At 70.3% G+C, this 21,032-nt stretch carries 14 protein-coding genes and 1 tRNA gene; 8 read left to right on the top strand and 7 right to left on the bottom strand.

All coding sequences use genetic code 11. The features are described from left to right. Position 1: 1 nt before the first annotated feature. Positions 2-1,798, bottom strand: coding sequence for a hypothetical protein (locus ACYU7L_RS16035; RefSeq protein WP_460798584.1), 1,797 nt, complete (start codon positions 1,796-1,798; stop codon positions 2-4). Next, positions 1,785-5,990 carry an alpha-(1->3)-arabinofuranosyltransferase domain-containing protein gene (locus ACYU7L_RS16030; RefSeq protein WP_460798581.1) on the bottom strand — a complete coding sequence of 1,402 codons (4,206 nt, stop codon included), beginning with the start codon at positions 5,988-5,990 and terminating at the stop codon, positions 1,785-1,787. Before ACYU7L_RS16030 ends, ACYU7L_RS16035 begins: the two co-directional genes overlap by 14 nt. Positions 5,991-6,092: 102 nt before the next feature. Here ACYU7L_RS16030 and ACYU7L_RS16025 point away from each other — a divergent pair, with 102 nt between their 5' ends. Next, positions 6,093-7,382: a lipopolysaccharide biosynthesis protein gene (locus tag ACYU7L_RS16025; protein ID WP_460798579.1), complete on the top strand. Its 1,290-nt coding sequence runs from the start codon at positions 6,093-6,095 to the stop codon at positions 7,380-7,382. Here ACYU7L_RS16025 and polA read toward each other — a convergent pair. Continuing rightward, positions 7,376-10,090, bottom strand: coding sequence for a DNA polymerase I (polA, locus tag ACYU7L_RS16020; RefSeq protein ID WP_460798577.1), 2,715 nt, complete (start codon positions 10,088-10,090; stop codon positions 7,376-7,378). The genes ACYU7L_RS16025 and polA overlap by 7 nt on opposite strands. A gap of 65 nt (positions 10,091-10,155) precedes the next feature. Between polA and ACYU7L_RS16015 the strand changes: the two genes are divergently transcribed. Continuing rightward, the gene (locus ACYU7L_RS16015) at positions 10,156-10,653 is read left to right on the top strand and encodes a PaaI family thioesterase (RefSeq protein ID WP_460798575.1); all 498 of its coding nucleotides are present in this window, start codon (positions 10,156-10,158) and stop codon (positions 10,651-10,653) included. An 18-nt stretch (positions 10,654-10,671) separates the two neighbouring features. Here ACYU7L_RS16015 and ACYU7L_RS16010 read toward each other — a convergent pair whose 3' ends face one another. Continuing rightward, positions 10,672-11,247, bottom strand: coding sequence for a GNAT family N-acetyltransferase (locus ACYU7L_RS16010; RefSeq protein WP_460798572.1), 576 nt, complete (start codon positions 11,245-11,247; stop codon positions 10,672-10,674). Positions 11,248-11,383: 136 nt separating this feature from the next. Between ACYU7L_RS16010 and ACYU7L_RS16005 the strand changes: the two genes are divergently transcribed. The 5 genes from ACYU7L_RS16005 to ACYU7L_RS15985 all read left to right on the top strand — a co-directional run bounded on the left by ACYU7L_RS16005 (position 11,384) and on the right by ACYU7L_RS15985 (position 16,560). Beyond that, the gene (locus ACYU7L_RS16005) at positions 11,384-12,130 is read left to right on the top strand and encodes a DUF554 domain-containing protein (RefSeq protein WP_460798569.1); all 747 of its coding nucleotides are present in this window, start codon (positions 11,384-11,386) and stop codon (positions 12,128-12,130) included. Positions 12,131-12,355: 225 nt separating this feature from the next. After that, complete coding sequence (locus ACYU7L_RS16000) at positions 12,356-13,729, top strand: branched-chain amino acid ABC transporter permease (protein WP_460798566.1); 1,374 nt, start codon at positions 12,356-12,358, stop codon at positions 13,727-13,729. Between the two features lie 9 nt (positions 13,730-13,738). Beyond that, a complete protein-coding gene (locus tag ACYU7L_RS15995) occupies positions 13,739-14,731 on the top strand; it encodes a branched-chain amino acid ABC transporter permease (protein WP_460798564.1) in 993 nt (330 codons plus the stop codon). A 1-nt stretch (position 14,732) separates the two neighbouring features. Beyond that, a complete protein-coding gene (locus ACYU7L_RS15990) occupies positions 14,733-15,701 on the top strand; it encodes an ABC transporter ATP-binding protein (protein ID WP_460798562.1) in 969 nt (322 codons plus the stop codon). After that, a complete protein-coding gene (locus ACYU7L_RS15985) occupies positions 15,694-16,560 on the top strand; it encodes an ABC transporter ATP-binding protein (RefSeq protein ID WP_460798559.1) in 867 nt (288 codons plus the stop codon). Before ACYU7L_RS15990 ends, ACYU7L_RS15985 begins: the two co-directional genes overlap by 8 nt. Positions 16,561-17,140: 580 nt before the next feature. On the opposite strand, the gene ACYU7L_RS15980 is transcribed toward ACYU7L_RS15985, so the two are convergent. Together ACYU7L_RS15980 and ACYU7L_RS15975 are read right to left on the bottom strand one after the other, a co-directional pair. Continuing rightward, positions 17,141-18,415 carry an ABC transporter substrate-binding protein gene (locus tag ACYU7L_RS15980; RefSeq protein WP_460798557.1) on the bottom strand — a complete coding sequence of 425 codons (1,275 nt, stop codon included), beginning with the start codon at positions 18,413-18,415 and terminating at the stop codon, positions 17,141-17,143. Positions 18,416-18,623: 208 nt separating this feature from the next. Beyond that, positions 18,624-19,262, bottom strand: a complete 639-nt coding sequence (locus ACYU7L_RS15975; protein ID WP_460798555.1) for an ANTAR domain-containing response regulator — start codon at positions 19,260-19,262, stop codon at positions 18,624-18,626. An 87-nt stretch (positions 19,263-19,349) separates the two neighbouring features. On the opposite strand from ACYU7L_RS15975, the gene ACYU7L_RS15970 reads away from it, so the two are divergent. Further along, positions 19,350-19,422 (top strand) — tRNA-Leu (locus tag ACYU7L_RS15970). A 45-nt stretch (positions 19,423-19,467) separates the two neighbouring features. Here ACYU7L_RS15970 and pyk read toward each other — a convergent pair. Then, complete coding sequence (gene pyk, locus ACYU7L_RS15965; protein WP_460798553.1) at positions 19,468-20,913, bottom strand: pyruvate kinase; 1,446 nt, start codon at positions 20,911-20,913, stop codon at positions 19,468-19,470. Positions 20,914-21,032 lie beyond the last annotated feature (119 nt).

The following is a 21,032-nucleotide window of genomic DNA, read 5'->3' as shown; positions in this document are numbered from 1 at the left end:
ATCAGGACCCCTCGGGATAACCCGCTCGCAGGCCGGTCACGCACACCGTGGCATCCGAGTCGACGAGGCGCATCCGCAAGGAGCGCACCGGCTCCTCGAAGTCGGGAAGCACGAACCACATCTCGCTCGGACCGGGCACCGTCTGGAAGCGCGCCGACCAGTCGCCGGTCGTCACCTCGACCGTGGACTCGCGGTCGGTGAAGTAGCCGACCTCCACGGCCAGGCGTCCACTCACGGGCACCTCCATCGGGATGCTCGTTCCGGGCTCGCGTACGGCGTGCCCACAGCCCTCGGTCCGGCCGGGGCGAGCGTTGATCCAGCCGTCCAGGGTGATCGGCACGAGGTTGCCCGAGTCGGTCAGCCTCCTCAGGCGAGCGGAGGGCCGGTCGAAGAACGGCCGCTCGGGGAGCGGACCGAGCACCTGGGAGGCCAGCGCCTCCCGCCCGAGCAGCGGCAGCAGGATCTCCTCCGGCACGAGCTCGTCGAAGACGACCTGGTCACCGTCGGCGGCGAGGTCTGCCCGCAGGTTCGTCAGCCACTCCCGGTCGTCCTGGTTCTGGAAGTGCGGCACGAGCACGGCGGTGCCCAGCACCGACCCGACGAGGTAGGCGGTCCCCAGGCCCAGCAGGATGGCCGCTCTCCGGTCCGCCCACGGGAGCCCCTGCCCGAGTCTGAGGCGATCCGGCACCCGGTGTCCCCGGATCGCCACGGCCACGCTCAGGACGGCCACGTGGAGGATGTCGGAGGAGTAGCGGGGGTCGAGCGCGATGACCCTCCCGAAGCCGCCTCGGCCCGCCAGGAGCAGCGTGAGGTCCGCGGCGATGTACCCGACGAGCAGCACCAGGGCCCACCAACCGCCGGGTCCCCCGACCCTCAGCAGCAGGACGACAGCGATCACGGTGAGCGCCACCGCCACCCACGGGACCCACACCGCGGGCACCACGGCGCCCCCGTCCACCCCACCGGCCCAGGGCCCGGCGAGCAGACCGGGCAGCACGTTCTCGGCGATGAAGGCCCAGGTGATCGAGAAGGACTCGCGCACCGAGCTGCCACCGCCCTCCACGGTGGTGAGCCGGGAGTGGGCGAACAGGAAGCCGCCCAGCACGAGGGCGTGCCCCAGCCAGAGCGGCCAGTCACGGCGCAGCGCCCGTGGGAGCCGGCGCCACCCGGAGGCGTCGTCGGCCATCGCGACGGCCACGCCGAACACCACCGCGGGGATCAGCACGGCCCGCTCGTGCCACAGCAGCCCTCCGCACAGGGCCAGCAGGCAACCGACCCGGTTGAGCCACCGGGGTCCGGCCCCCTGGCTGCTGCGCAGCCACATCAGCACCGCGAGCACCGAGAAGAAGACGTGCGGCCACAGCGCCATGGCCGCGCTCCACCACAGGGTCGTCGCCAACGTCAGCGGCGACCAGGAGAACACGGCGAGTAGCAGCACCCGCACCCAGCTGCCCGGAAGCATCCTGGTCAGCACGTGCCACAGAGCGACCGTGGTGAGCAGCTGCATCGCGAGCACGAACAGCGCCACCGAGCCCCAGTCGAACGCCGCGACCCGGCTGAGCGTCCAGAAGGCGATCTGCTGGCCGGGGTTGACGTGCCCGGCGGTGTCGCGCAGGAGGTAGTCCCAGCCGAGCTCGCTGGCAGCTCCGCGCGCGGCGAGGTAGTAGTCGTCCTGGTTGAAGAAGGAGTCGCGCAGCAGCACCCCGCGCCAGATCGCGGTCGCCGCCAGCACCGCCAGGGCAGCCATCCCCTGGCGCCCGCCCCACACGGCGCGGCGGGGCCCATCAGCGGCGGTCATGGTTGCTCCTCCTGCCCGGTGCGGCGGTCACGCCGAGGACGAGTCCGGCGACCAGCCCCGTCGCGGAGACGGCGAGCGCATCGGCCACGTCCTTGACCAGACGCGTGTCAGCGACGACGTCCAGGGCGGTGGCGCCCACGACCAGCACGGCGGCGAGCACCAGCACACGAGGCACCAGGTGCGGACGCATCGCGGTCAGCGCGGCGGCGACCAGGAACGCCGTCGCCCCGACCGGACCTGCCAGCGCCAGCATGAGGACGAGGACGACGAGCGTGCGCCCCCAGCCCGCGGCGACCGGGGGCGGCCAAGCCCGCGACCACGCAACGTCGGTGGCCGCGCCGACGGCGGGACGACGAAGCGGCCGCCACACGAGCACCATCAGCCCGGCGAGCAGCAGGAGCCCGCTGACGGCGAGGCTCACCGGGAGCAGCACCGCGTGCAGCGCCTGGGGCTCGTACTCCAGCAGCACCTCGCCCCCGGCCCCGGCCGGCACCACCCACGCCTGCTGCCACCCGTCGACACGCAGCGAGTCCAGAGGACGGCCGTCGAGGGTGGCCACCCAGCCGCGGTTGTAGTTCTCCGGGACGTGGAGGACCGCCTCGGGGCCGGTGGCCACCTGCAGACGTCGTTCGCTGTCGCCCCAGTCCTGCACCTGCACCGACCGGGAGCCCAGGGCGCCCGCGTCGGTCCCGTGCGGCCGGGCGTTGACCCGGACGACCTGGAACTCCTCGGTGGAGGGCGCCCGGAGCCGGTGGTCGCCCGCAGCGAGACTGAGGTCCGCTTCCTCCCCGCGATCGGCGCCCTCGTCTGCGTCGCCTGCAGGCTCACGCTGCGCCTCACGCTCGGGGTCGCACGCCTCGATCCGCAACGGACTGCCGTTGACGAGGTCGGCCATGGTGCCGATCACCCGCGTCGGGAGAAGCTCGCCGTCCATCTCGAGGTTGGGCCCGAGCCCGCAGATGGCGCCGGTGGGGTCGTCGGGGGCGAAGGGACGCGTGATGTCCGCGCCGAGCAGCTCGACCTCCGGCACGCGCACGTGCCGGACCCCCTCGCGGGGCACGAACGTGACCTCGAGACGGCGGGTGCGGATGCGATCGAGCGGCACGGTGACGTCAGCGCCCACCTCGACGGTCTGCGAGCTGTCGCGGGTGGAGACGACGGCCTGGGCCGGCCCGTCGAACGACGACCCGGACGCGATGGAGATGCCGGTGACAGTCCGCTGCCGTTCCCACTCGAAGATCAGAGTGGGCCGGGCGTCCTCGTCGGCCGAGAGCCACACCGTCGACTCGTCCCCGTCGTAGGCGAACCGGCTGGCGACCTTCGGGTCCGAGCCGTACACGGAGGTGGCCCCCACCACCTGCTCGCTGCCCAGCGGCTCGAGGAGACGTGCCGTGGCTGCCGTGCTGCGGGCGACGGCCAGCCCGTCGACGTCGAGGCTCTCGGCCCCGGACATCTGGAAGGTGCGGTCGATCCCGCCGTACTCCTCGCTGCGGCGGATCCGGCGTACGTCGCAGTCGGGCACGCCGGTCGTCGCGCGGCAGGCCCGCTGCTCGGCCTGGCTCCCGAACGACCAGGAGGCACCGGGGTCGACCTGTGCCGGCACCTGGAAGGTCCGGACCGGCTCGAGGTCGTCGACCTGCACCTCACGCAGGCCGACGGAGCCGCGGGTCTGGGCGCTGCGCACCCCGGTGATCCGGACCTCGAGCGAGGACACCTCCTCGCCGGACAGGCGGAACTCGACCGGGGTGCCGGACGGCCCGATCTCCTGCTCCACCCGCTGGTCGCCGGCCACCACCTCGAGCGTGCGGATGGGCAGCATCCCGCGATCCTCGACGACCGGGAGCACCGTCACCTCGCGCACCGAGCGTGGCGACTCGAAGTTCATACGGAGGCTCTGCTCGCGTGGGTTGCTCGCCGGCGAGGTCACCCAGCGCGACTCGCGGTCGCCGTCGACGGCGGCATAGGGACCGGCCTGCGGAGTGACCACCCCGAACGTGTCGGCGTAGCCCTGGGACGACGTGGCGCTCAGCCCGGACAGCCCGTCGTAGACCGCCACGACCTGGGAGGCGTCGGGCACCGTCGGGTAGTCGTGCACGGCACGGCCGGTGCGGTAGGGCTCGTCCTTCGTCATCACCACGGCCAGCGCCTCGTTGACCGCGCCGAAGGCACGCTCGCGCCGTTGGTCGGAGTCCGTGACCACGTCGGGCTGCGCGTCCCAGCCCGGCTCGCCGGCGAGCACGGTCGCTTGACCAGGCTCCACCAGGCCGGCGCTCTGCAGGTCCAGGACACTCTCGGGCGCCCCCGCGACCGTCCGCACGGAGGTCACCGGGGTGGCCCGCACCTGGGACAGCCGGGTGTCGACCTCGAAGATCTCCACTTCATCACCGCCGTCGCGCTCCCCGCCGTACGACGCGACGGAGCGCAGGCCCGCCGTCTGGAGGGAGACCGCGGCGCCCCCGGGGTGGGGGGATGCGGTCAGGGACCGGCTGAGGTCGCGACGGATCACGACGTGCCCGATCCCCGCGCGGGCGAGCTGGTCGCCCAGGTCCTCGGTGGCGCGTCCCGAGGTGACGAGCTGGTCGAGGGCGGAGAGGAACCGGATGGACTCACCCGGGATCAGCGGCACCTGGCTGCGGCTCACGAAGTCGGCCTCGCCGAGCACCAGCAGCGGCTCGTCGAGGGTCCAGCCCCAGTCGTGCATGGCGAACCCGCTCCCGGGGAGGACCAGCGTCGTGCGGCCGTCCTGGTGTGCGGTGAGGTAGCGCTCCGCCTGCACCCAGTGGTCGGCGATCCGGGTCCAGCCCGGCGTGCGGACGTCGTTGGCGAGGTAGGGAGCGCCCAGGACGAGCACCAGGGCGGCCGGCAGGGCCAGGATCAGCCCGGCGCTGCGACGCACCTCGTCGGCCCGCGCCGGCCACCTCTCACGCAGCGATCGCAGCAGCGCACTCGACGCCTCCTGCGCCGCCCAGCCGAAGCCGATCGCCAGGGGCAGGCGCGCCACCGGGTCGATCTTGTGCACGTTGCGGAAGATCTGCAGGGTGCCGTCGAGAGCCTCGCGGAAGCCCGCGGCCAGCGGGGAGCCCTCCCAGCCGCCGTGCGCAACAGTCAGGAGCGAGAGCCCCAGCAGCGCGGCCAGCATCAACGGGACACGCAGGTCGGAGCGGAGGCGGACCAGACCGACCAGCCCGGCCGCTGACACGACGGCCGCCACCAGCACCATCACGCGGTCCGTCACCAGGAAGAAGGCGCCCGGCCACCACGCCCGGTCGCCGGCCAGCAGATAGGCGTTCCACTGCGAGCTGCCGCGCACGGCCTCCGACCAGCCCACGACGGAGGTGGTGTCGGCCGCGCTCTCGACGTAGGCATAGAAGGGCGGCGCATAGCCGGCCAGGACGAGCAGCGGCACCGCCCACCACAGGGCCGCGACCAGGATGCTGGCTCCCCACTGGGCGGCGAAGCGCCAGCCGACCATCCCACGACGCACGCCCCACAGGACGAGGATGGCCGGCAGCGGGAGGCACGCCGCCACCTCGACGGCGTTGACGCCGCCCATGCACACGACCGCGGCGCCGCTCAGCACGGCTGCCGGAAGGGGGCGCAGCCGACCGCTCAGGGCCAGCAGCACCGGCAGCGTGGCCCAGGGCAGGACCGCCCCCGGCAGGGACTCCGCCGAGATCACCGACACCGTGCCCAGCAGGCGGGGGGTGAATGCGAACGCGAGCCCGGCCAGCAGCGCTGCCCCCGGCGCCAGGCCCATGACACGCGCCACCCGGCGGGCCCCCTCGAGCGCCAGGATCAGCACCAGGGCGGACCAGAGCCGCTGGCTCACCCAGCCCGGCATGCCGGCGAGCTCGGTCAGCGCGAACCAGCTGCCCTGCGGGAAGAGATAGCCGTAGGCCTGGTTGCGCATCTCCCCGAAGTTGGTGTCGGGGTGCCACAGCACGAAGGCCTCGGCCAGGAACGACAGCGGCCGCTCCGTGAGCTCGGCACGGGTGTCGTACGTCGTTCGCCCGGCGTCCTGGGCGAGCGACATCAGCACGATCACGGCATAGAGACCCGCAGCGACCAGCCCCGCCGAGGAGGTGCTGGAGCCGACCGCGGGGCCGGCCAAAGATCTGGTGGAGGAGCTGGTGGTGGAGCTGGTGATGGCCGTTCGGGGTGCGCGCAGCAGACGTCGTACGTCCTTGCCCATGCGCTCCACTCCTCCTGGTCTCCCCAACGGCGGGCCAAGGCTAGCCGCTGGCTGGGGTGGGGACGCGGCTACGGTCGGATTGGCTGTGGCAAACTCCGCCTCGTGGCGAACACCAGGCTCGCGGTTCCGGGGTTCCTGAGAAGCGGTGGCTTCATCGCTGTCGCGATGGCGGTCATGAATGTCGCCACCTACGGGTTCACGATGATCGCCGCACGCATCCTCGGTCCGCGCTCGTACGGCGCCCTGGCCGGGCTGATGGCGACCTTGCTCGTCGTCAGCGTGGTCCAGCTCGGCCTGCAGGCCACCGCCGCCCGCCGGATCTCCTCGGACCCCGAGCACGTCGGTCAGATCGAGGACGTGATCCTGCGGGTCGCCGTGCGCGGCTCCATCGTGCTCGGTCTCGTGATGCTCGCGCTCTCCCCCGTGGTCAACCGGGTGCTGCGTCTCGACGACCTGCCGACCGCGATGCTCGTCGCCGTCGCGGCCGTGCCGATCACCCTGATGGGTGGCCAGGCCGGCATCCTCCAGGGCGAGCGCCGTTGGTATCCCCTCGCCGTGATGTACATCGCGAGCGGCGTGCCGCGGCTGGCCATCGGGACCGCCCTCCTCCTCTGGCGGCCCAGCGAGACCAGCGCCATCGCGGGTGTCGCGCTCGGGGCCGTGGCACCGGTCATCGTGGGGTGGTACGTCCTGCGCGGACGTCACCCCGGCGAGCGCAGCAGCACCCACGCCGCCGGGGCCGTGGTGCGCGAGACGATCCACAACTCCCAGGCCCTGCTGGCGTTCTTCGCCCTCTCCAACCTCGACATCGTCGTCGCGCGCAACGTCCTCGACGACCACAGCGCCGGCCTCTACGCCGGCGGGCTGATCCTCACCAAGGCCGTGCTCTTCCTGCCCCAGTTCGTCGTCGTGGTCGCCTTCCCTGCGATGTCCTCCGTCGAACAGCGCCGCCGCGCGCTCACCCGCAGCCTGCTCCTGGTCGCCGGACTGGGCTCCCTGTGCACCCTGGCGGTCGCGGTGCTTCCCGGCCTGGCGATGGTCTTCGTCGGCGGAGCGAAGTTCGCCGACGTCGAATCGCGGCTGTGGCTGTTCTCCGTGCTCGGCACGCTGTTGGCGATGCTCCAGCTGCTGGTCTATGCCGTGCTCGCCCGGCAGGGACAGCGCTCGGTCTACCTCATCTGGGGGACACTGGGCGTGATGGTGGTCGCGGGCATCGCGATGTCGACCCTCGACACCCTGCTCGCCGTCGTGGCGAGCGCCGACGCCGTCCTGCTGGCCGTGCTCCTGGCCGTGAGCCTCCGGCATACCTCGTCCGCCGCCCCCTCGACGGGAGAGGCGACGGAACCCGCGACGGGCCCCGCGACAGGAGAGGCGTCAGCCCCGGCTCAGTGAGCCGCCTCGTGCCAGCTGCGACCGGTGCCGACCGACACGTCGAGCGGCACCGTCAGCTCCGCGGCTCGTCCCATCTGCTCGCGCACCAGCGCCTCCAGCGTCTCCCGCTCGCCGGGCGCCACCTCCAGCACCAGCTCGTCGTGGACCTGCAGCAGCATCCGTGAGCGCAGTCCCTGCTCCGCGATCGCGGCGTCGACATAGAGCATCGCGACCTTGATCAGGTCGGCCGCCGAACCCTGGATCGGTGCGTTCAGCGCCATCCGCTCGGCCATCTCCCGGCGCTGGCGGTTGTCGCTGGTCAGGTCGGGGAGGTAGCGGCGCCGTCCCATGATCGTCTCGGTGAAGCCCGAGCGGCGGGCCTCGTCGACGATGCCGCCCAGGTAGTCGCGGACCCCGCCGAAGGTCTCGAAGTACTCGTCCATCAGACCCTGGGCCTCGCCCGGCTTGATCCGCAGCTGCTGGCCGAGACCGTAGGCCGAGAGCCCGTAGGCGAGGCCGTAGTTCATCGCCTTGATCTTGGCCCGCATCTCCGGACCGACCGCGTCAGGCTCGACGTCGAAGACCCGGGCCGCAGTGATGGAGTGGAAGTCCTGCCCGGAGCGGAACGCCTCGATCAGCAGCGCGTCCTCCGACAGGTGGGCCATGATCCGCATCTCGATCTGGCTGTAGTCGGCCGTCATCAGGCAGTCGTAGCCCTCCCCCACGACGAACGCCTCGCGGATGCGGCGTCCCTCCTCGGTGCGCACCGGGATGTTCTGCAGGTTGGGGTCGGTGCTGGAGAGCCGGCCGGTCGCCGCGATCATCTGGTTGAAGGTCGTGTGGATGCGGCCGTCGGAGGCGACGGTCTTGAGCAGCCCCTCCACGGTCTGGCGCAGCCGGATCACGTCGCGGTGGCGCAGCAGGTGCTGCAGGAACGGGTGCTCGGTCTTCTCGAAGAGCTGCTGCAGCGCGTCGGCGTCGGTGGTGTAGCCGGTCTTGGTGCGCTTGGTCTTCGGCATGCCGAGCTCGTCGAAGAGCACCACCTGCAGCTGCTTGGGCGAGCCGAGGTTGATCTCCTTGCCGATCACGGCGTAGGCGTCGTCCGCGGCCGTCCTCACCTCGTCGCCGAAGTGCGACTCCAGGCTCTCCAGGTGCTCGATGTCGACGGCGATCCCGACCTGCTCCATCGCGGCGAGCCGGTCGACGAGGGGCAGCTCCACCTCGGCGAGCAGCCGGGTGCCGCCGTGCTCCTCGACGGCCTCGTCCAGCGCCTCGGCCAGGTCGAGCACCGCCCGGGCGTGCAGCATCGCGGTGTCGGAGGCCCCGGAGTCGTCGATGCTGTCGAAGCTGAGCTGCCCACTGTCGGCCGACTCCTGACGCAGCTCGCGGCGCAGGTAGCGCAGGGTGAGGTCGGCAAGGTCGTAGGAGCGCTGGTCGGGACGGACGAGGTACGCCGCGAGCGCGGTGTCGCTGACCAGGCCACGCAGCTGCCAGCCCCGGGCGGCGAGAGCCAGCTGTGGCCCCTTCGCATCGTGGAGGACCTTGGCCACGTCCGCGTCGCCGAACCAGGCGGCCAGCGCGGTGTCGTCCTCGGGCGTGACCGTGCTGGCATCCAGCCACGCGGCGGTGCCGTCGGCCGCGGCCAGTGCGACCGACCAGACCTCTCCGCTCCCCGCCCGCCAGCTGCCCTGGACGGCAACGCCGACGCGAGTCCCCTCCTCGACGGTGCGCCCGTGCTCCGCCAGCCACGCCGCCGCCTCGCCGGGCGCCAACCGGGCGCCCTCGAGCTCGAAGCCACCCTCCTCGACCAGCTCCTCGGACTCCAGGGTCTCGAAGAGGCGGTCGCGCAGCACCCGGAACTCGAGGCCGTCGAAGAGCGTGTGCACCTCCTGGCGGTCCCAGGGACGACGCAGCAGGTCGGTGGGCGAGGCGGGCAGTGCCAGGTCGGTGACCAGGCGGTTGAGATGACGGTTGCGGATCACGTCGCCGAGGTGCGCGCGCAGGCTCTCCCCCGCCTTGCCCTTGACCTCGTCGGCGCGCGCGATGACGTTGTCGAGCCCGTCGTAGGTGTTGATCCACTTCGCGGCCGTCTTGGGTCCCACCCCGGGGATGCCGGGGAGGTTGTCGGAGTCCTCGCCGACGAGCGCCGCGAGCTCGGGGTAGCGGTGCGGCGGCAGGCCGTACTTGTCCTGGACCGCCTCCGGTGTCATCCGGGCCAGCTCGCTGACGCCTCGCATCGGGTAGAGCACGGTCGACGTGTCACTCACCAGCTGCAGGGAGTCGCGGTCGCCGGTGAGGATCAGCACCTCGAAGCCCTGCGCGACGGCCTGGGTCGTGAGCGTCGCGATGATGTCGTCGGCCTCGAAGCCGTCCATCATCAGGTGCGGGATGTGGAGTGCGTCCAGCACCTCCTGGATCAGCGGGAGCTGGCTCTTGAACTCGTCGGGGGTCTTGTTGCGCTTGGCCTTGTACTCCGGGTACTCCTCCAGGCGGAACGTCTGGCGCGACTTGTCGAAGGCGACGCCCACGTGCGTGGGCTCCTCGTCGCGCAGCACGTTGATGAGCATCGAGGTGAAGCCGTAGACGGCGTTGGTGTGCTGCCCGGTGCTGGTGGAGAAGTTCTCCACCGGCAGGGCGAAGAACGCACGGTAGGCCAGCGAGTGTCCATCGAGCAGCAACAGCCGAGGGCGGACGGAGGAGACATCGGGCGACGGGGCGATCTCAGGCACCCGTCGACTCTATCGGGGCGCACCCCCTGCCCTCCGCGCCACGGGGTCCCGCCACAATGACGGGCATGAGCGACACGACCCCCACCGCGCCCAGCACCCCCGCAAGCCCCAGCACCGGCACCGGCACCGGCACCGACGCCTCCCTCGATGTCCAGGCCTACCTGGCCTCGATGCCGCACGGGATGGGAGGGCTCAACGACAAGATGGGCATCGAGCTGCAGGAGGTCTCCCCCGAGCGGCTGGTCGCGACCATGCCGGTGGAGGGCAACACCCAGCCCTACGGCCTGCTGCACGGCGGCGCCTCGGTCGTGCTGGCCGAGACCCTGGGCTCCATCGGGTCCGCCATCCACGCCCACCCGGACCGGCTCGCGGTCGGCGTCGACATCAACGCCACCCACCACCGCTCCGCGACGTCCGGGACGGTGACCGCCGTCGCTACGGCGATCCACCTCGGACGGACCAGCACCGCCTACGAGATCGTGATCACCGACGAGCGCGGCAAGCGGATCTGCACCTCGCGCATCACCTGCGCCCTGATCCCGACCGAGCGGCTCAACGGCTGAGCCTGCTGGGGGTGACCCTCAGCTGGGTGTGACCTGAGAGCGCCGCATCGACCGTCGGGCGGCCAGCAGCTGGCCCAGCGGCCGGTTGGTCGTGGTGCGGGCGAAGGCCGGACGCTGGGCGGTGAGCTTCGCACGGACGGCGGACGTCGGCGCCAGCCGGAGGACCGCCTGGGGGGCGAAGGCGAGGCGCGCCATGAAGCGGTTGGCGTCGCGCGAGCTGCTGGTCGACGCCGTCGCGATGTGCGGGATGCTCTTCTCCTCGGCGAACACGACGGCAGCCTCCATCAGCGCCCGCCCCAGGCCCTTGCGACGGAACTCGGGGAAGACCTGCGGAGACAGTGCCTGGACGACGGGCTCCAGGTTCAGCGCCGAGAGCGTGGTCGCCTGCAGGTGAACGGCGCCCGCGACCTGCCCGTCGTACTCCGCGACGACGATGCGCATGTCCGGGTCCATGTCGGCGCGCAGGATGAGCACGTCGAGGTCCGCCACCCGCTCGACGTGGTCGCCACGTCGCACGATGTCGGCCCACAGTTCGGCGAGCTTGGCGGCATCCGCGGGGGACGCGTCACGCAGGGTCACGGTCGACCGACTCATCGCATGCCTCCGGTTCCGTCCGCGGGGGCACCGCGAACTGCAGTCCAAGGGAAGATCCAGACTACGACGACTCCCCCCGAGTGCAGTCCGTTCCTCCACACTACGCTCAGGCCACCGTCGCTGACAGAGGAGTCCCGTGTTCGTCGGAATCGGCACCGTGGTCAATGTGCTCGCCGTCGCGGGGGGCACCCTGATCGGCGTCCTGCTGGGCAATCGGCTGCCCGTGCGCACCCGCGACGTGGTCACCGACGCGCTCGGCCTCGTCACCCTGCTCATCGCCGGCACGACGGCGATCGCGGTCCTCGACCCGGCGCTCGGGGCCGCCGTCGGCGACAGCGCCCCCATGCTGATCGTGCTCGCCGCACTTCTCCTGGGCGGGATCGTGGGGTCCACCCTGCGCCTGGAGCAGCGTGTGGAGCAGCTCGGCGGATGGCTGCAGAGCCGGCTGCGCGGCAGCGACGACTCGCGCGAGCGGCAGCGCTTCATCGAGGGATTCGTCGCAGCGTCCCTGTTGTTCTGCACCGGACCGCTCACCATCCTGGGATCGCTGAACGACGGTTTGGGCAACGGCGCCGACCAGCTCTTCCTCAAGTCCGCGCTGGACGGTTTCGCAGCCATCGCGTTCGCGGCGTCGTTCGGCTGGGGGGTGGGCGCCAGCATCGTCACGATCGTCACCGTGCAAGGTGGACTGACGCTGGCCGGCGTGGGGATCGGCGGTGTCCTCCCGGACGCACACCTCGCCGCCGTGACCGCGGCCGGCGGGCTGCTGCTGGTGGGCGTCGCGCTGCGACTGCTGCGGGTGCGGGAGATCCCGGTCGCCGATCTGCTTCCTGCCCTGATCCTGGCGCCGGCGATCACCCATCTGGTCGTGCTCGCGCGCTGACCTCGTGGCCGGATCGTGCCCGCCCGGCAGCACATCCGTGACCCCATTGTTGTCGAGAGTGTCCCCAAGACGGGCCTTACGGCCCTACTGTGTTCCCCCAAACCCCGGCCACCTGGCCGTGCGGTGAGTTGGTTGAGCCAGCGGCGCTGTCGCTTGGGTCCACCGCACCACGTTCGAGTCTGTCCTTGCGACAGGAGGCCCATGCACCCCCGCTCACCACTCCCCATGGCCGCGCCCCGCGCCCCGTGGGTGGCCGTGCTCGGCGCCCTGGCGATCGCCATGCTGGCGATCCTGGGCCCCGGCGCAGGCTCGGCCCACGCCGCGGACACCCCCACGTGCGTCCAGCCCGAGCCGCGCAACGACGACACGATCCATATCAAGGGCTGTCTCACCGACACCCGCGACAAGCCCGCCTCCCCGGTCCCCGACGTCTCGATCACGGTCGAGGACAGCGAGGGCAACCCGATCGGGGAGGACACGACCGACGAGACCGGGTTCTTCGACATCGCACTGCCCGGCACCGCGATCACCAACCTCGGTCAGACCTTCGTCATCAAGATCGACACCGACTCGCTCCCTGACGGCTCCGACCTGCGCAACCCCGACCAGGTGGAGCTCGAGCAGCGGATCCAGCTCGACTCGGACGTCTTCGTGACCTTCCCGGTCGGTGACGCCCTTCCGGGCAGCTCGGGCAAGCTCACGCAGGGGCTGCAGCTGGCCGTCGGCGGCATCGTCTTCTCGGTGCTGCTCGCGATGGCGGCGCTCGGCCTCTCGATGATCTTCGGGACGACCGGGCTGACGAACTTCGCCCACGGCGAGCTGATCACCTTCGGGGCGCTGGTCGCCTACGCGGTGGACCAGCTGCCGGGGAAGATCGCCGTGTTCGGCAACGACGTCACTGTGATCGTCGCGGTGATCGCGGCGTTCCTGGTCGGTGGTGCCTTCGGCCTCGTCAACGACAAGGCGCTCTGGAAGCCGCTGCGCATGCGGGGCACCGGCGTCATCGCGATGATGATCGTGAGCATCGGTCTCTCGATCTTCCTGCGCAACATCTACCAGTACTTCGCGGGCGGGCAGAACCACAACTACTCGCAGTACTCCGCGGTCCAGCCCTGGGAGATCGGCCCGGTGCTGCTCACGCCGAAGGACGCGATCGTCGTGGTCGTCGGCGTCGCCGTACTGATCATCGTCTCCCTGCTGCTGCAGTACACCCGCACCGGCAAGGCCACGCGCGCCGTCGCCGACAACCCGGCCCTGTCCGCCTCCTCCGGCATCAACGTGCAGCGGGTCATCGCGGTGGTCTGGACCGTCGGCGCGGCTCTCGCGGCCCTGTCGGGTGCCCTGCTGGGACTGACTCAGGGCTTCGACTACCAGATCGGCTTCAAGATCCTGCTGCTCGTCTTCGCCGCCACCGTCCTGGGTGGTCTCGGGACGATCTGGGGAGCGATGGTCGGTGCCTTCATCATCGGCATCTTCATCGAGGTCTCGACGCTCTTCATCCCCGCGGAGCTGAAGTTCGTCGGCGCCCTGGCCGTCCTCATCATCGTCCTGATGTTCCGTCCCCAAGGCCTGCTCGGCCGGGCACAGCGAATCGGCTAGGAGACCACCATGGACGTACTGGACATGATCAGCCGGTCGCTGCAGCAGGGCCTCGGCCCCTCGGCGATCATCTACTGCCTGGCCGCGATCGGCCTCAACGTGCACTTCGGCTACACCGGACTGCTCAACTTCGGACAGGCCGGCTTCATGGCGGTCGGCGGCTACGGCATGGCCTCGATCGTGTCGACGTGGGGCCTGCCGTTCTGGCTCGGCATCATCGTCGGGCTGCTGCTCACGGTCCTGCTGGCCCTCCTGCTCGGCATCCCGACCCTGCGCCTGCGCGCCGACTACCTCGCGATCGTCACGATCGCAGCAGCCGAGATGATCCGGCAGACCGTCGGGTCGGTCACCCTCGTGGACTACTTCGGCGGCCAGGACGGACTCACCGGGTTCAGCAGCGAGTTCCGCTCGATCAACCCGTTCTCCGACTCGGTCGGGATACCCGGACTCGTCACGTGGCGGCCCAACGACGCCTGGGTGATGCTGGTCGGATGGACGCTCGTCATCCTGTCCTGCCTCATCGTGTGGCTGCTGATGCGCAGCCCCTGGGGTCGCGTCCTCAAGTCGGTGCGCGAGGACGAGGACGCCGTGCGCAGCCTCGGCAAGAACGTCTATGCCTACAAGATGCAGGCACTGGTCATCGGTGGCCTCTTCGGGGCCCTGGCCGGCTTCATCACCGCCCTGCGCAGCGCCGCGATCAACCCATCCTTCTTCGCCACCGACATCACGTTCTTCGCCTACACCGTGCTGCTGCTCGGTGGGGCGGCACGCGTGCTGGGACCGGTGGTCGGGTCGATCATCTTCTGGTTCATGCTGACGTTCCTGGACGTGTTCTTCGAGCAGGCCACCCGCAACGACCTGATCCCCGACTGGATCATGACCGAGAACCAGGCCAGCCTGATGCGCTTCATCTTCATGGGACTGGCGCTGATGCTGCTGATGATCTACAGGCCCCAGGGGATCTTCGGGGACCGAAGGGAGCTGGCGATCGATGGGCGCTGACATGACCAAGGACACCGGGAGGCACACCGGGGACTCCTCCGCCTCCCCCGGCACCAAGCTCACGACGCGCGAGATGTTCGCGAACGTCGAGCACGAGCCCGGCGCCGCCAAGCTCGACCCGATCCTGAAGGCCAGCCGGGTGGTGCGCAGCTTCGGTGGTCTCACCGCCGTGGAGGTGGACCACGTCGAGATCCAGCGGGGCGCGATCACGGCCCTGATCGGGCCCAACGGAGCGGGCAAGACGACGTTCTTCAACCTGCTGACCGGCTTCGACAAGCCCGACTCCGGTGAGTGGTCCTTCAACGGCCGCAGCCTGGCGAAGGTGCCCGCCTACCGAGTCGCCCGGATGGGCATGGTGCGCACCTTCCAGCTCACCAAGGTGCTGTCCAAGCTCACGGTCATCGAGAACATGCGCGTGGGCGCCACCGGGCAGGCCGGGGAGAACCTCTTCAAGGCGATGTTCGCGCCGTTGTGGAGGGGCCAGGAGGCCGCCAACACCGAGCGCGCGGACGCGCTGCTCGAGCGGTTCTTGCTGATCAAGAAGCGCGAGGACTTCGCCGGGTCCCTCTCGGGTGGACAGCGCAAGCTCCTGGAGATGGCCCGGGCGCTGATGGCCGACCCCGAGCTTGTCATGCTCGACGAGCCGATGGCCGGGGTGAACCCTGCGCTCAAGCAGTCGCTGCTGGGACACGTCAAGGCTCTGCGTGACGAGGGCCGCACGGTGCTGTTCGTCGAGCACGACATGGACATGGTGCGCGACATCTCCGACTGGGTGATCGTGATGGCTCAGGGCCGGATCATCGCGGAGGGCCCGCCCGACTCGGTGATGAGCGACCCGCGCGTCATCGACGCCTACCTCGGCGCCCACCACGACACCGTCCTCGACTTCGAGGAGGAGGAGCGCATCCTCGCCGCCGCGGAGACCGAGCTCGACCACGCCAAGGAGAGCAGGGAGAACCCCCATGACTGACCCCTTCGCGAAGCCCTCCGCCGAGCAAACGACCGGAGGGCAGCTCCCTGCTCAGCCCGGCGCGGAGGAGCCGACGGACGTCACCACGCGCGGCGCCGACTTCGACGAGGTGCGCCGCGTGCACCTGGCCGCAGCCGAGGGAGCGGTGCTGCGCGCCGACAACCTGATCGCCGGCTACCTGCCCGGCGTCAACATCCTCAACGGCGCCGACCTCTACTGCCGCGAGAACGAGCTGGTCGGGATCATCGGTCCCAACGGGGCCGGCAAGTCGACGCTGCTCAAGGCGCTCTTCGGCCTCGTCAAGGTGGGCACCGGCTCGATCACCCTCAAGGGCGAGGAGATCACGAACCTGCGGGCCGACGCGCTGGTCGCCAAGGGCATCGGCTTCGTGCCCCAGACCAACAACGTCTTCCCGTCGTTGACGATCCAGGAGAACCTCGAGATGGGCGTCTATCAGCGTCCCTCCACGTTCCGCAAGCGCTTCGAGTTCGTCGGCGACCTGTTCCCCGCCCTGATCGACCGCCGCGCCCAGCGTGCCGGCAGCCTGTCGGGCGGCGAGCGCCAGATGGTCGCCATGGGGCGCGCGCTGATGATGGAGCCCTCGGTGCTGCTGCTCGACGAGCCGTCGGCCGGCCTCTCCCCCGTCATGCAGGACGAGGTCTTCGTGCAGACGCGACGCATCAACCGCGCCGGTGTCTCGGTGATCATGGTGGAGCAGAACGCGCGTCGCTGCCTGCAGATCTGCGACCGCGGCTACGTCCTCGACCAGGGACGCAACGCCTACACGGGCACGGGCAAGGAGCTCGGCAACGACCCCAAGGTCATCGAGCTCTACCTCGGGACGCTCGCCAAGGCCTGAGCCCTCCCTGCCTCGCGCACGTTCCGCTGTCCCCCGGTCGCTCCCTCAGGGCCGGGGGACGGGCGTTTCGGGGGCCGGTGGGGCGAGCGCCGAGGCCCATGGCGAGCGGGCGCGTGGCCTGCATCGCCGTACGGCTGGGCTGGCTGGCTGGCTGGCTGGATGACTTGCGGGTCGGGGAGAGCCCAGGACCATGCCGATTGGTCACAGACGACATGCCCCGGCGCGAAATCCACGCCGTTGGGGACCAAACGGCAGCCCCGCTCCCGCCGCCCGAACCAGCGCCCACTCAGCTTCAGTCCTCCGACCGGCGCCAGCGACCGCCAGCCGGGACAGCAGCAGCCCCCGCGGAGCACGAGCCCCAGCAGCATCGCGCCACAGCGCGCCGTACGACGCGCCCTCGGCACCGACCCCACCGTTTGGTCAGAGACGACATGCCCCGGCGCGAAATCCACGCCGTTGGGGACCAAACGGCAAGCTGTCGCGCCGCCCCACCAGCCTCGCCGCGCCACCCGTGTACGACGAAGGGCCCGGCCTCCTCGCGGAGACCGGGCCCTTCATCTTGTCGTGCTGGTGACCTCTGTCAGTCGAGGACGCCGGAGATCGAGTCGATCTGCTTGTACGTGTTGCCCTTGTCGTACTTCTGGATGCCGATCGTGGCCGTGCTCGGGCTGCCACTGTCGTTCATGTCGGACGGGCCGGAGACGCCGTCGTAGTCGATGTCCTCGCCGTCCTCGAGGAGCTTGGAGCACTCCTCGAAGGTGGTGCACTTGGTGCCACCCTTGGAGACGTTGACGATCTCGCCCGCGATGGCCTCGCCGTTGTCGCTGTCAGCCGCGATCGCCGCCAGGGCGGTGAGCATCACGGCGTCGTAGGACTGCGGACCGTAGGTGAAGTCCTTCAGGCCGGGGTCGATCTCCAGCAGCTGGTTGTTGAAGTCCTCGTTGACCTCACCCGGGGCCGGGAAGGTGCCCTTGACGCCGGTCAGGTCGAAGCTCTCCGAGGAGTAGTCCGCCATGTTGCCGTCGACGAAGTAGAGCTGGACGTCCTGGGGACCGACGCCCTTCGAGATCAGCTGCGGGATGATCTTGGTGGTCTCGTTGAAGGCGATCAGGACGATCGCGTCGGGCTTCGACGCAGCAACCTTGTTGACCTCGGCGGTGAAGTTCTGAGCGTCGGCGGCGTAGAGGATGTGCTCCGCGACCGTGGCGCCCTTCTCCTCGAGGGTCTCGACGACCTGCTCGGCCAGACCCTCGCCGTAGGCGTCCTGGCGAGCCAGGACGGCCACGTTGCTGAAGCCGTCCTCGACGGCCATGTTGCCCAGCACCTGGCCCTGGAGGCGGTCCGAGGGAGCGGTACGGAAGTAGAGACCGTTGTCCTCGTAGGTGTCGAAGGCGGCAGCGGTGTTGGCCGGGGAGAAGTGGACGACACCCGCTCCGGTGATCTTGTCGATGACGCTCAGCGAGACGCCCGAGGCGGCCGCACCGATGATGGCGTCGGCATTCTTGCCGAGCAGGCCGTCGACCGAGGCCCCGGCGATGTCGGGGGTGCCGTCGCCCGAGTCGGCCTTGAAGCTCGCGACGTCCTTGCCCAGGACGCCACCGGCCGCGTTGATCTCCTGGACCGCGAGGTCCACGCCCGCGAACTCAGGCGGGCCGAGGTAGGCGAGGTCGCCGGTCTGGGGCAGCAGCGAGCCCAGCGTCAGGGTTCCGTCCCCCTTGGGGGCAGAGGCCTCGGACGAGGTGTCCTCCGAGGCGGTCGTGTCGTCGTCGTTGTCCTCGCTGCCACAGGCGCTGAGGAAGAGCGCTGCCGCGGCCAGTGCCGCTGCGGTGCGCATGGCACGGTTCTGGCGGATCATGGGGCCTCCGTGGAGAGATGTAGCACCTACCGGCGTTCGGGACCGCCGGAGCATCGACTTTCGATGGAGGTGAACCTAGCCCCTGAAGGGTGTCAAGAGGCGCAGGACCGCAGGAAAAAGTGCGTTCTCGTTGCCGTTTCGTGACCTGGGTCGCATTTGCGGGCTCTCCAGACGCGCTTCGCCACCTCTCGGCAGCCCGTCGGGCGACTCAGTCCGTAGGCTCGACCGGAGCGTCGGTCGGCGATGACGAGGCGACCCCCGGACCATGGGTGACGACGCCCTCGGCGACCTGGCGCATGGACAGCCGCAGGTCCATGGCCGTCTTCTGGATCCACCTGAAGGCGTCCGACTCCGAGAGTCCCAGCTGCTGCTGGAGGACCCCCTTGGCCCGGTCGACCGACTTGCGGGTCTCCAGCCTGTCGGAGAGGTCATGGACCTCCCTCTCGAGCAGCTGGACCTCCGCGAAGCGGCTGACGGCCATCTCGATCGCCGGCACCAGGTCGTTGCGGGAGAACGGCTTGACCAGATAGGCCATGGCGCCTGCGTCTCGCGCTCGCTCCACCAGGTCGCGCTGGGAGAAGGCGGTCAGGATGACCACCGGCGCGATGCGTTGAGCGGCGATCCGCTCCGCGGCGGTGATTCCGTCGAGGACCGGCATCTTCACGTCGAGGATCACCAGGTCGGGCCGGAGCTCCTCAGCCAGCGCCACGGCCCGGGCGCCGTCCCCGGCCTGGCCGACCACGTCGTACCCCTCCTCGCCGAGCATCTCGGCGAGGTCCATCCGGATCAGCGCCTCGTCCTCGGCGATCACGACGCGGCGGGTGCTGGGGGTGGCGGACTGACTCACGAAGGACAGGCTAGCGGCACAGAGCCGTCGGGGCGCGAGCGGCCCGGGTCGGGACTGCGCACACGATCCGGTACCTTTGGCCGGCCGGCCCCGGTAGCCCAACGGCAGAGGCGATGGTCTCAAACACCATTCAGTGTGGGTTCGAATCCCACCCGGGGCACAGCGATGCGTCCGGACGCGAGGCGTCCGGACGCACAGCTCGCGCTCAGTCGGTGGAGCGGCTCTGCTTCGCCTCGATGGTGGCGGCGCCCATCTTGTGGATGCGTAGCGCGTTGGTCGTGCCGGGGATGCCCGGAGGCGCGCCCGCGATGATGACCACCAGGTCACCCTCCTGGACGCGACCGATGCGCAGCAGCGCCTCGTCGACCTGATAGACCATCTCGTCGGTGTGCCGGACCGGGTCGGTGCGGAAGGTCTCCACCCCCCAGCTCAGCGACAGCTGCGAACGCGTGGAGTCCTCGGGGGTGAAGGCCAGGATCGGGATCTCCCCGCGCAGGCGCGACATCCGGCGGGCGGAGTCACCGCTCTGCGTGAACGCGACGACATACTTGGCGCCGACCCGCTCGGCGACCTCCTCGGCCGCCTTCGCGATCACGCCGCCGGGGGTGCGCGGCTGCCAGTCGATGTGGGAGATGCTCTTCAGGCTCTGGGTCTCGGTCGCGGCGATGATGCGCGCCATGGTCTCGACGGTCTCGATGGGGAACTCCCCCACGCTGGTCTCGCCGGAGAGCATGACCGCGTCGGCGCCGTCGAGCACCGCGTTGGCGACGTCGGAGGCCTCGGCCCGGGTCGGGGCCGGCGACGAGATCATCGACTCGAGCATCTGGGTGGCCACGATGACCGGCTTGGCGTTGCGACGCGCCTTCTGGACGATGCGCTTCTGCAGGAAGGGCACGTCCTCCAGGGGGCACTCGACCCCGAGGTCGCCACGCGCGACCATGAAGCCGTCGAACGCCTTGATGATCTCGTCGAGGTTGTCGATCGCCTGGGGCTTCTCGATCTTGGCGATGACGGGGACATGGATGCCCTCCTCGTCCATGACCTTGTGGACGTCGGCCGCGTCGGCGGCGCTGCGCACGAAGCTCAGCGCGATGAAGTCGACGCCCAGGTGCAGGGCGAAGCGGAGGTCCGCGATGTCCTTCTCCGACAGCGCGGGGACCGAGACCGCCACACCGGGGAGGTTGATGCCCTTGTTGTTGCTGACCTCACCGGCCACGATGACCTCGGTGTGGACATCGGTGCCCTCGACGCTGACCACACGCAGGCGGACCCGACCGTCGTTGATGAGGATCGGGTCGCCGGGGTTCACGTCGCCCGGAAGACCCTTGTACGTCGTACCGCAGATCGTCGCGTCGCCGGGCACGTCGCGCGTGGTGATCGTCCACGCCTGGCCACGCTCCAGCATGACCGGGCCATCGGGGAAGGTCTCCAGCCGGATCTTGGGCCCCTGGAGGTCCGCGAAGATGCCGACACCCTGGCCTATCTCGTCGGCCGCCTCCCGCACGAGTCGGTAGGACTCCGCGTGGTCCTCCTGGGCGCCGTGGCTCATGTTCAGGCGGGCGACGTTCATTCCCGCTCGAACGAGCGCACGGATCCGCTCGGGTCCAGCGACGGCAGGGCCAAGTGTGCAGACGATCTTCGCGTTTCTCACACCACGACCATACTGGCCGCAGCGGCGCCTGGGAGCCTCGCTGTGGAACGATCCAAAAGAATTCACCGGAATGTGTCCGAAATGCGGAAACTGATGACTTTCGGCCCGCTCGGCCCGGA

It is taken from the genome of Nocardioides pacificus (assembly GCF_054775955.1).
This window is presented reverse-complemented; position numbering and strand designations above follow the sequence as displayed.

Coding starts and splice junctions, on each gene's coding strand:
- ACYU7L_RS16035 (WP_460798584.1), bottom strand. CDS start 1,798: ATGACCGCCGCTGATGGGCCCCGCCGCGCCGTGTGGGGCGGGCGCCAG.
- ACYU7L_RS16030 (WP_460798581.1), bottom strand. CDS start 5,990: ATGGGCAAGGACGTACGACGTCTGCTGCGCGCACCCCGAACGGCCATC.
- ACYU7L_RS16015 (WP_460798575.1), top strand. CDS start 10,156: ATGAGCGACACGACCCCCACCGCGCCCAGCACCCCCGCAAGCCCCAGC.
- ACYU7L_RS16010 (WP_460798572.1), bottom strand. CDS start 11,247: ATGAGTCGGTCGACCGTGACCCTGCGTGACGCGTCCCCCGCGGATGCC.
- ACYU7L_RS16000 (WP_460798566.1), top strand. CDS start 12,356: ATGGCCGCGCCCCGCGCCCCGTGGGTGGCCGTGCTCGGCGCCCTGGCG.
- ACYU7L_RS15995 (WP_460798564.1), top strand. CDS start 13,739: ATGGACGTACTGGACATGATCAGCCGGTCGCTGCAGCAGGGCCTCGGC.
- ACYU7L_RS15990 (WP_460798562.1), top strand. CDS start 14,733: ATGACCAAGGACACCGGGAGGCACACCGGGGACTCCTCCGCCTCCCCC.
- ACYU7L_RS15985 (WP_460798559.1), top strand. CDS start 15,694: ATGACTGACCCCTTCGCGAAGCCCTCCGCCGAGCAAACGACCGGAGGG.
- ACYU7L_RS15980 (WP_460798557.1), bottom strand. CDS start 18,415: ATGATCCGCCAGAACCGTGCCATGCGCACCGCAGCGGCACTGGCCGCG.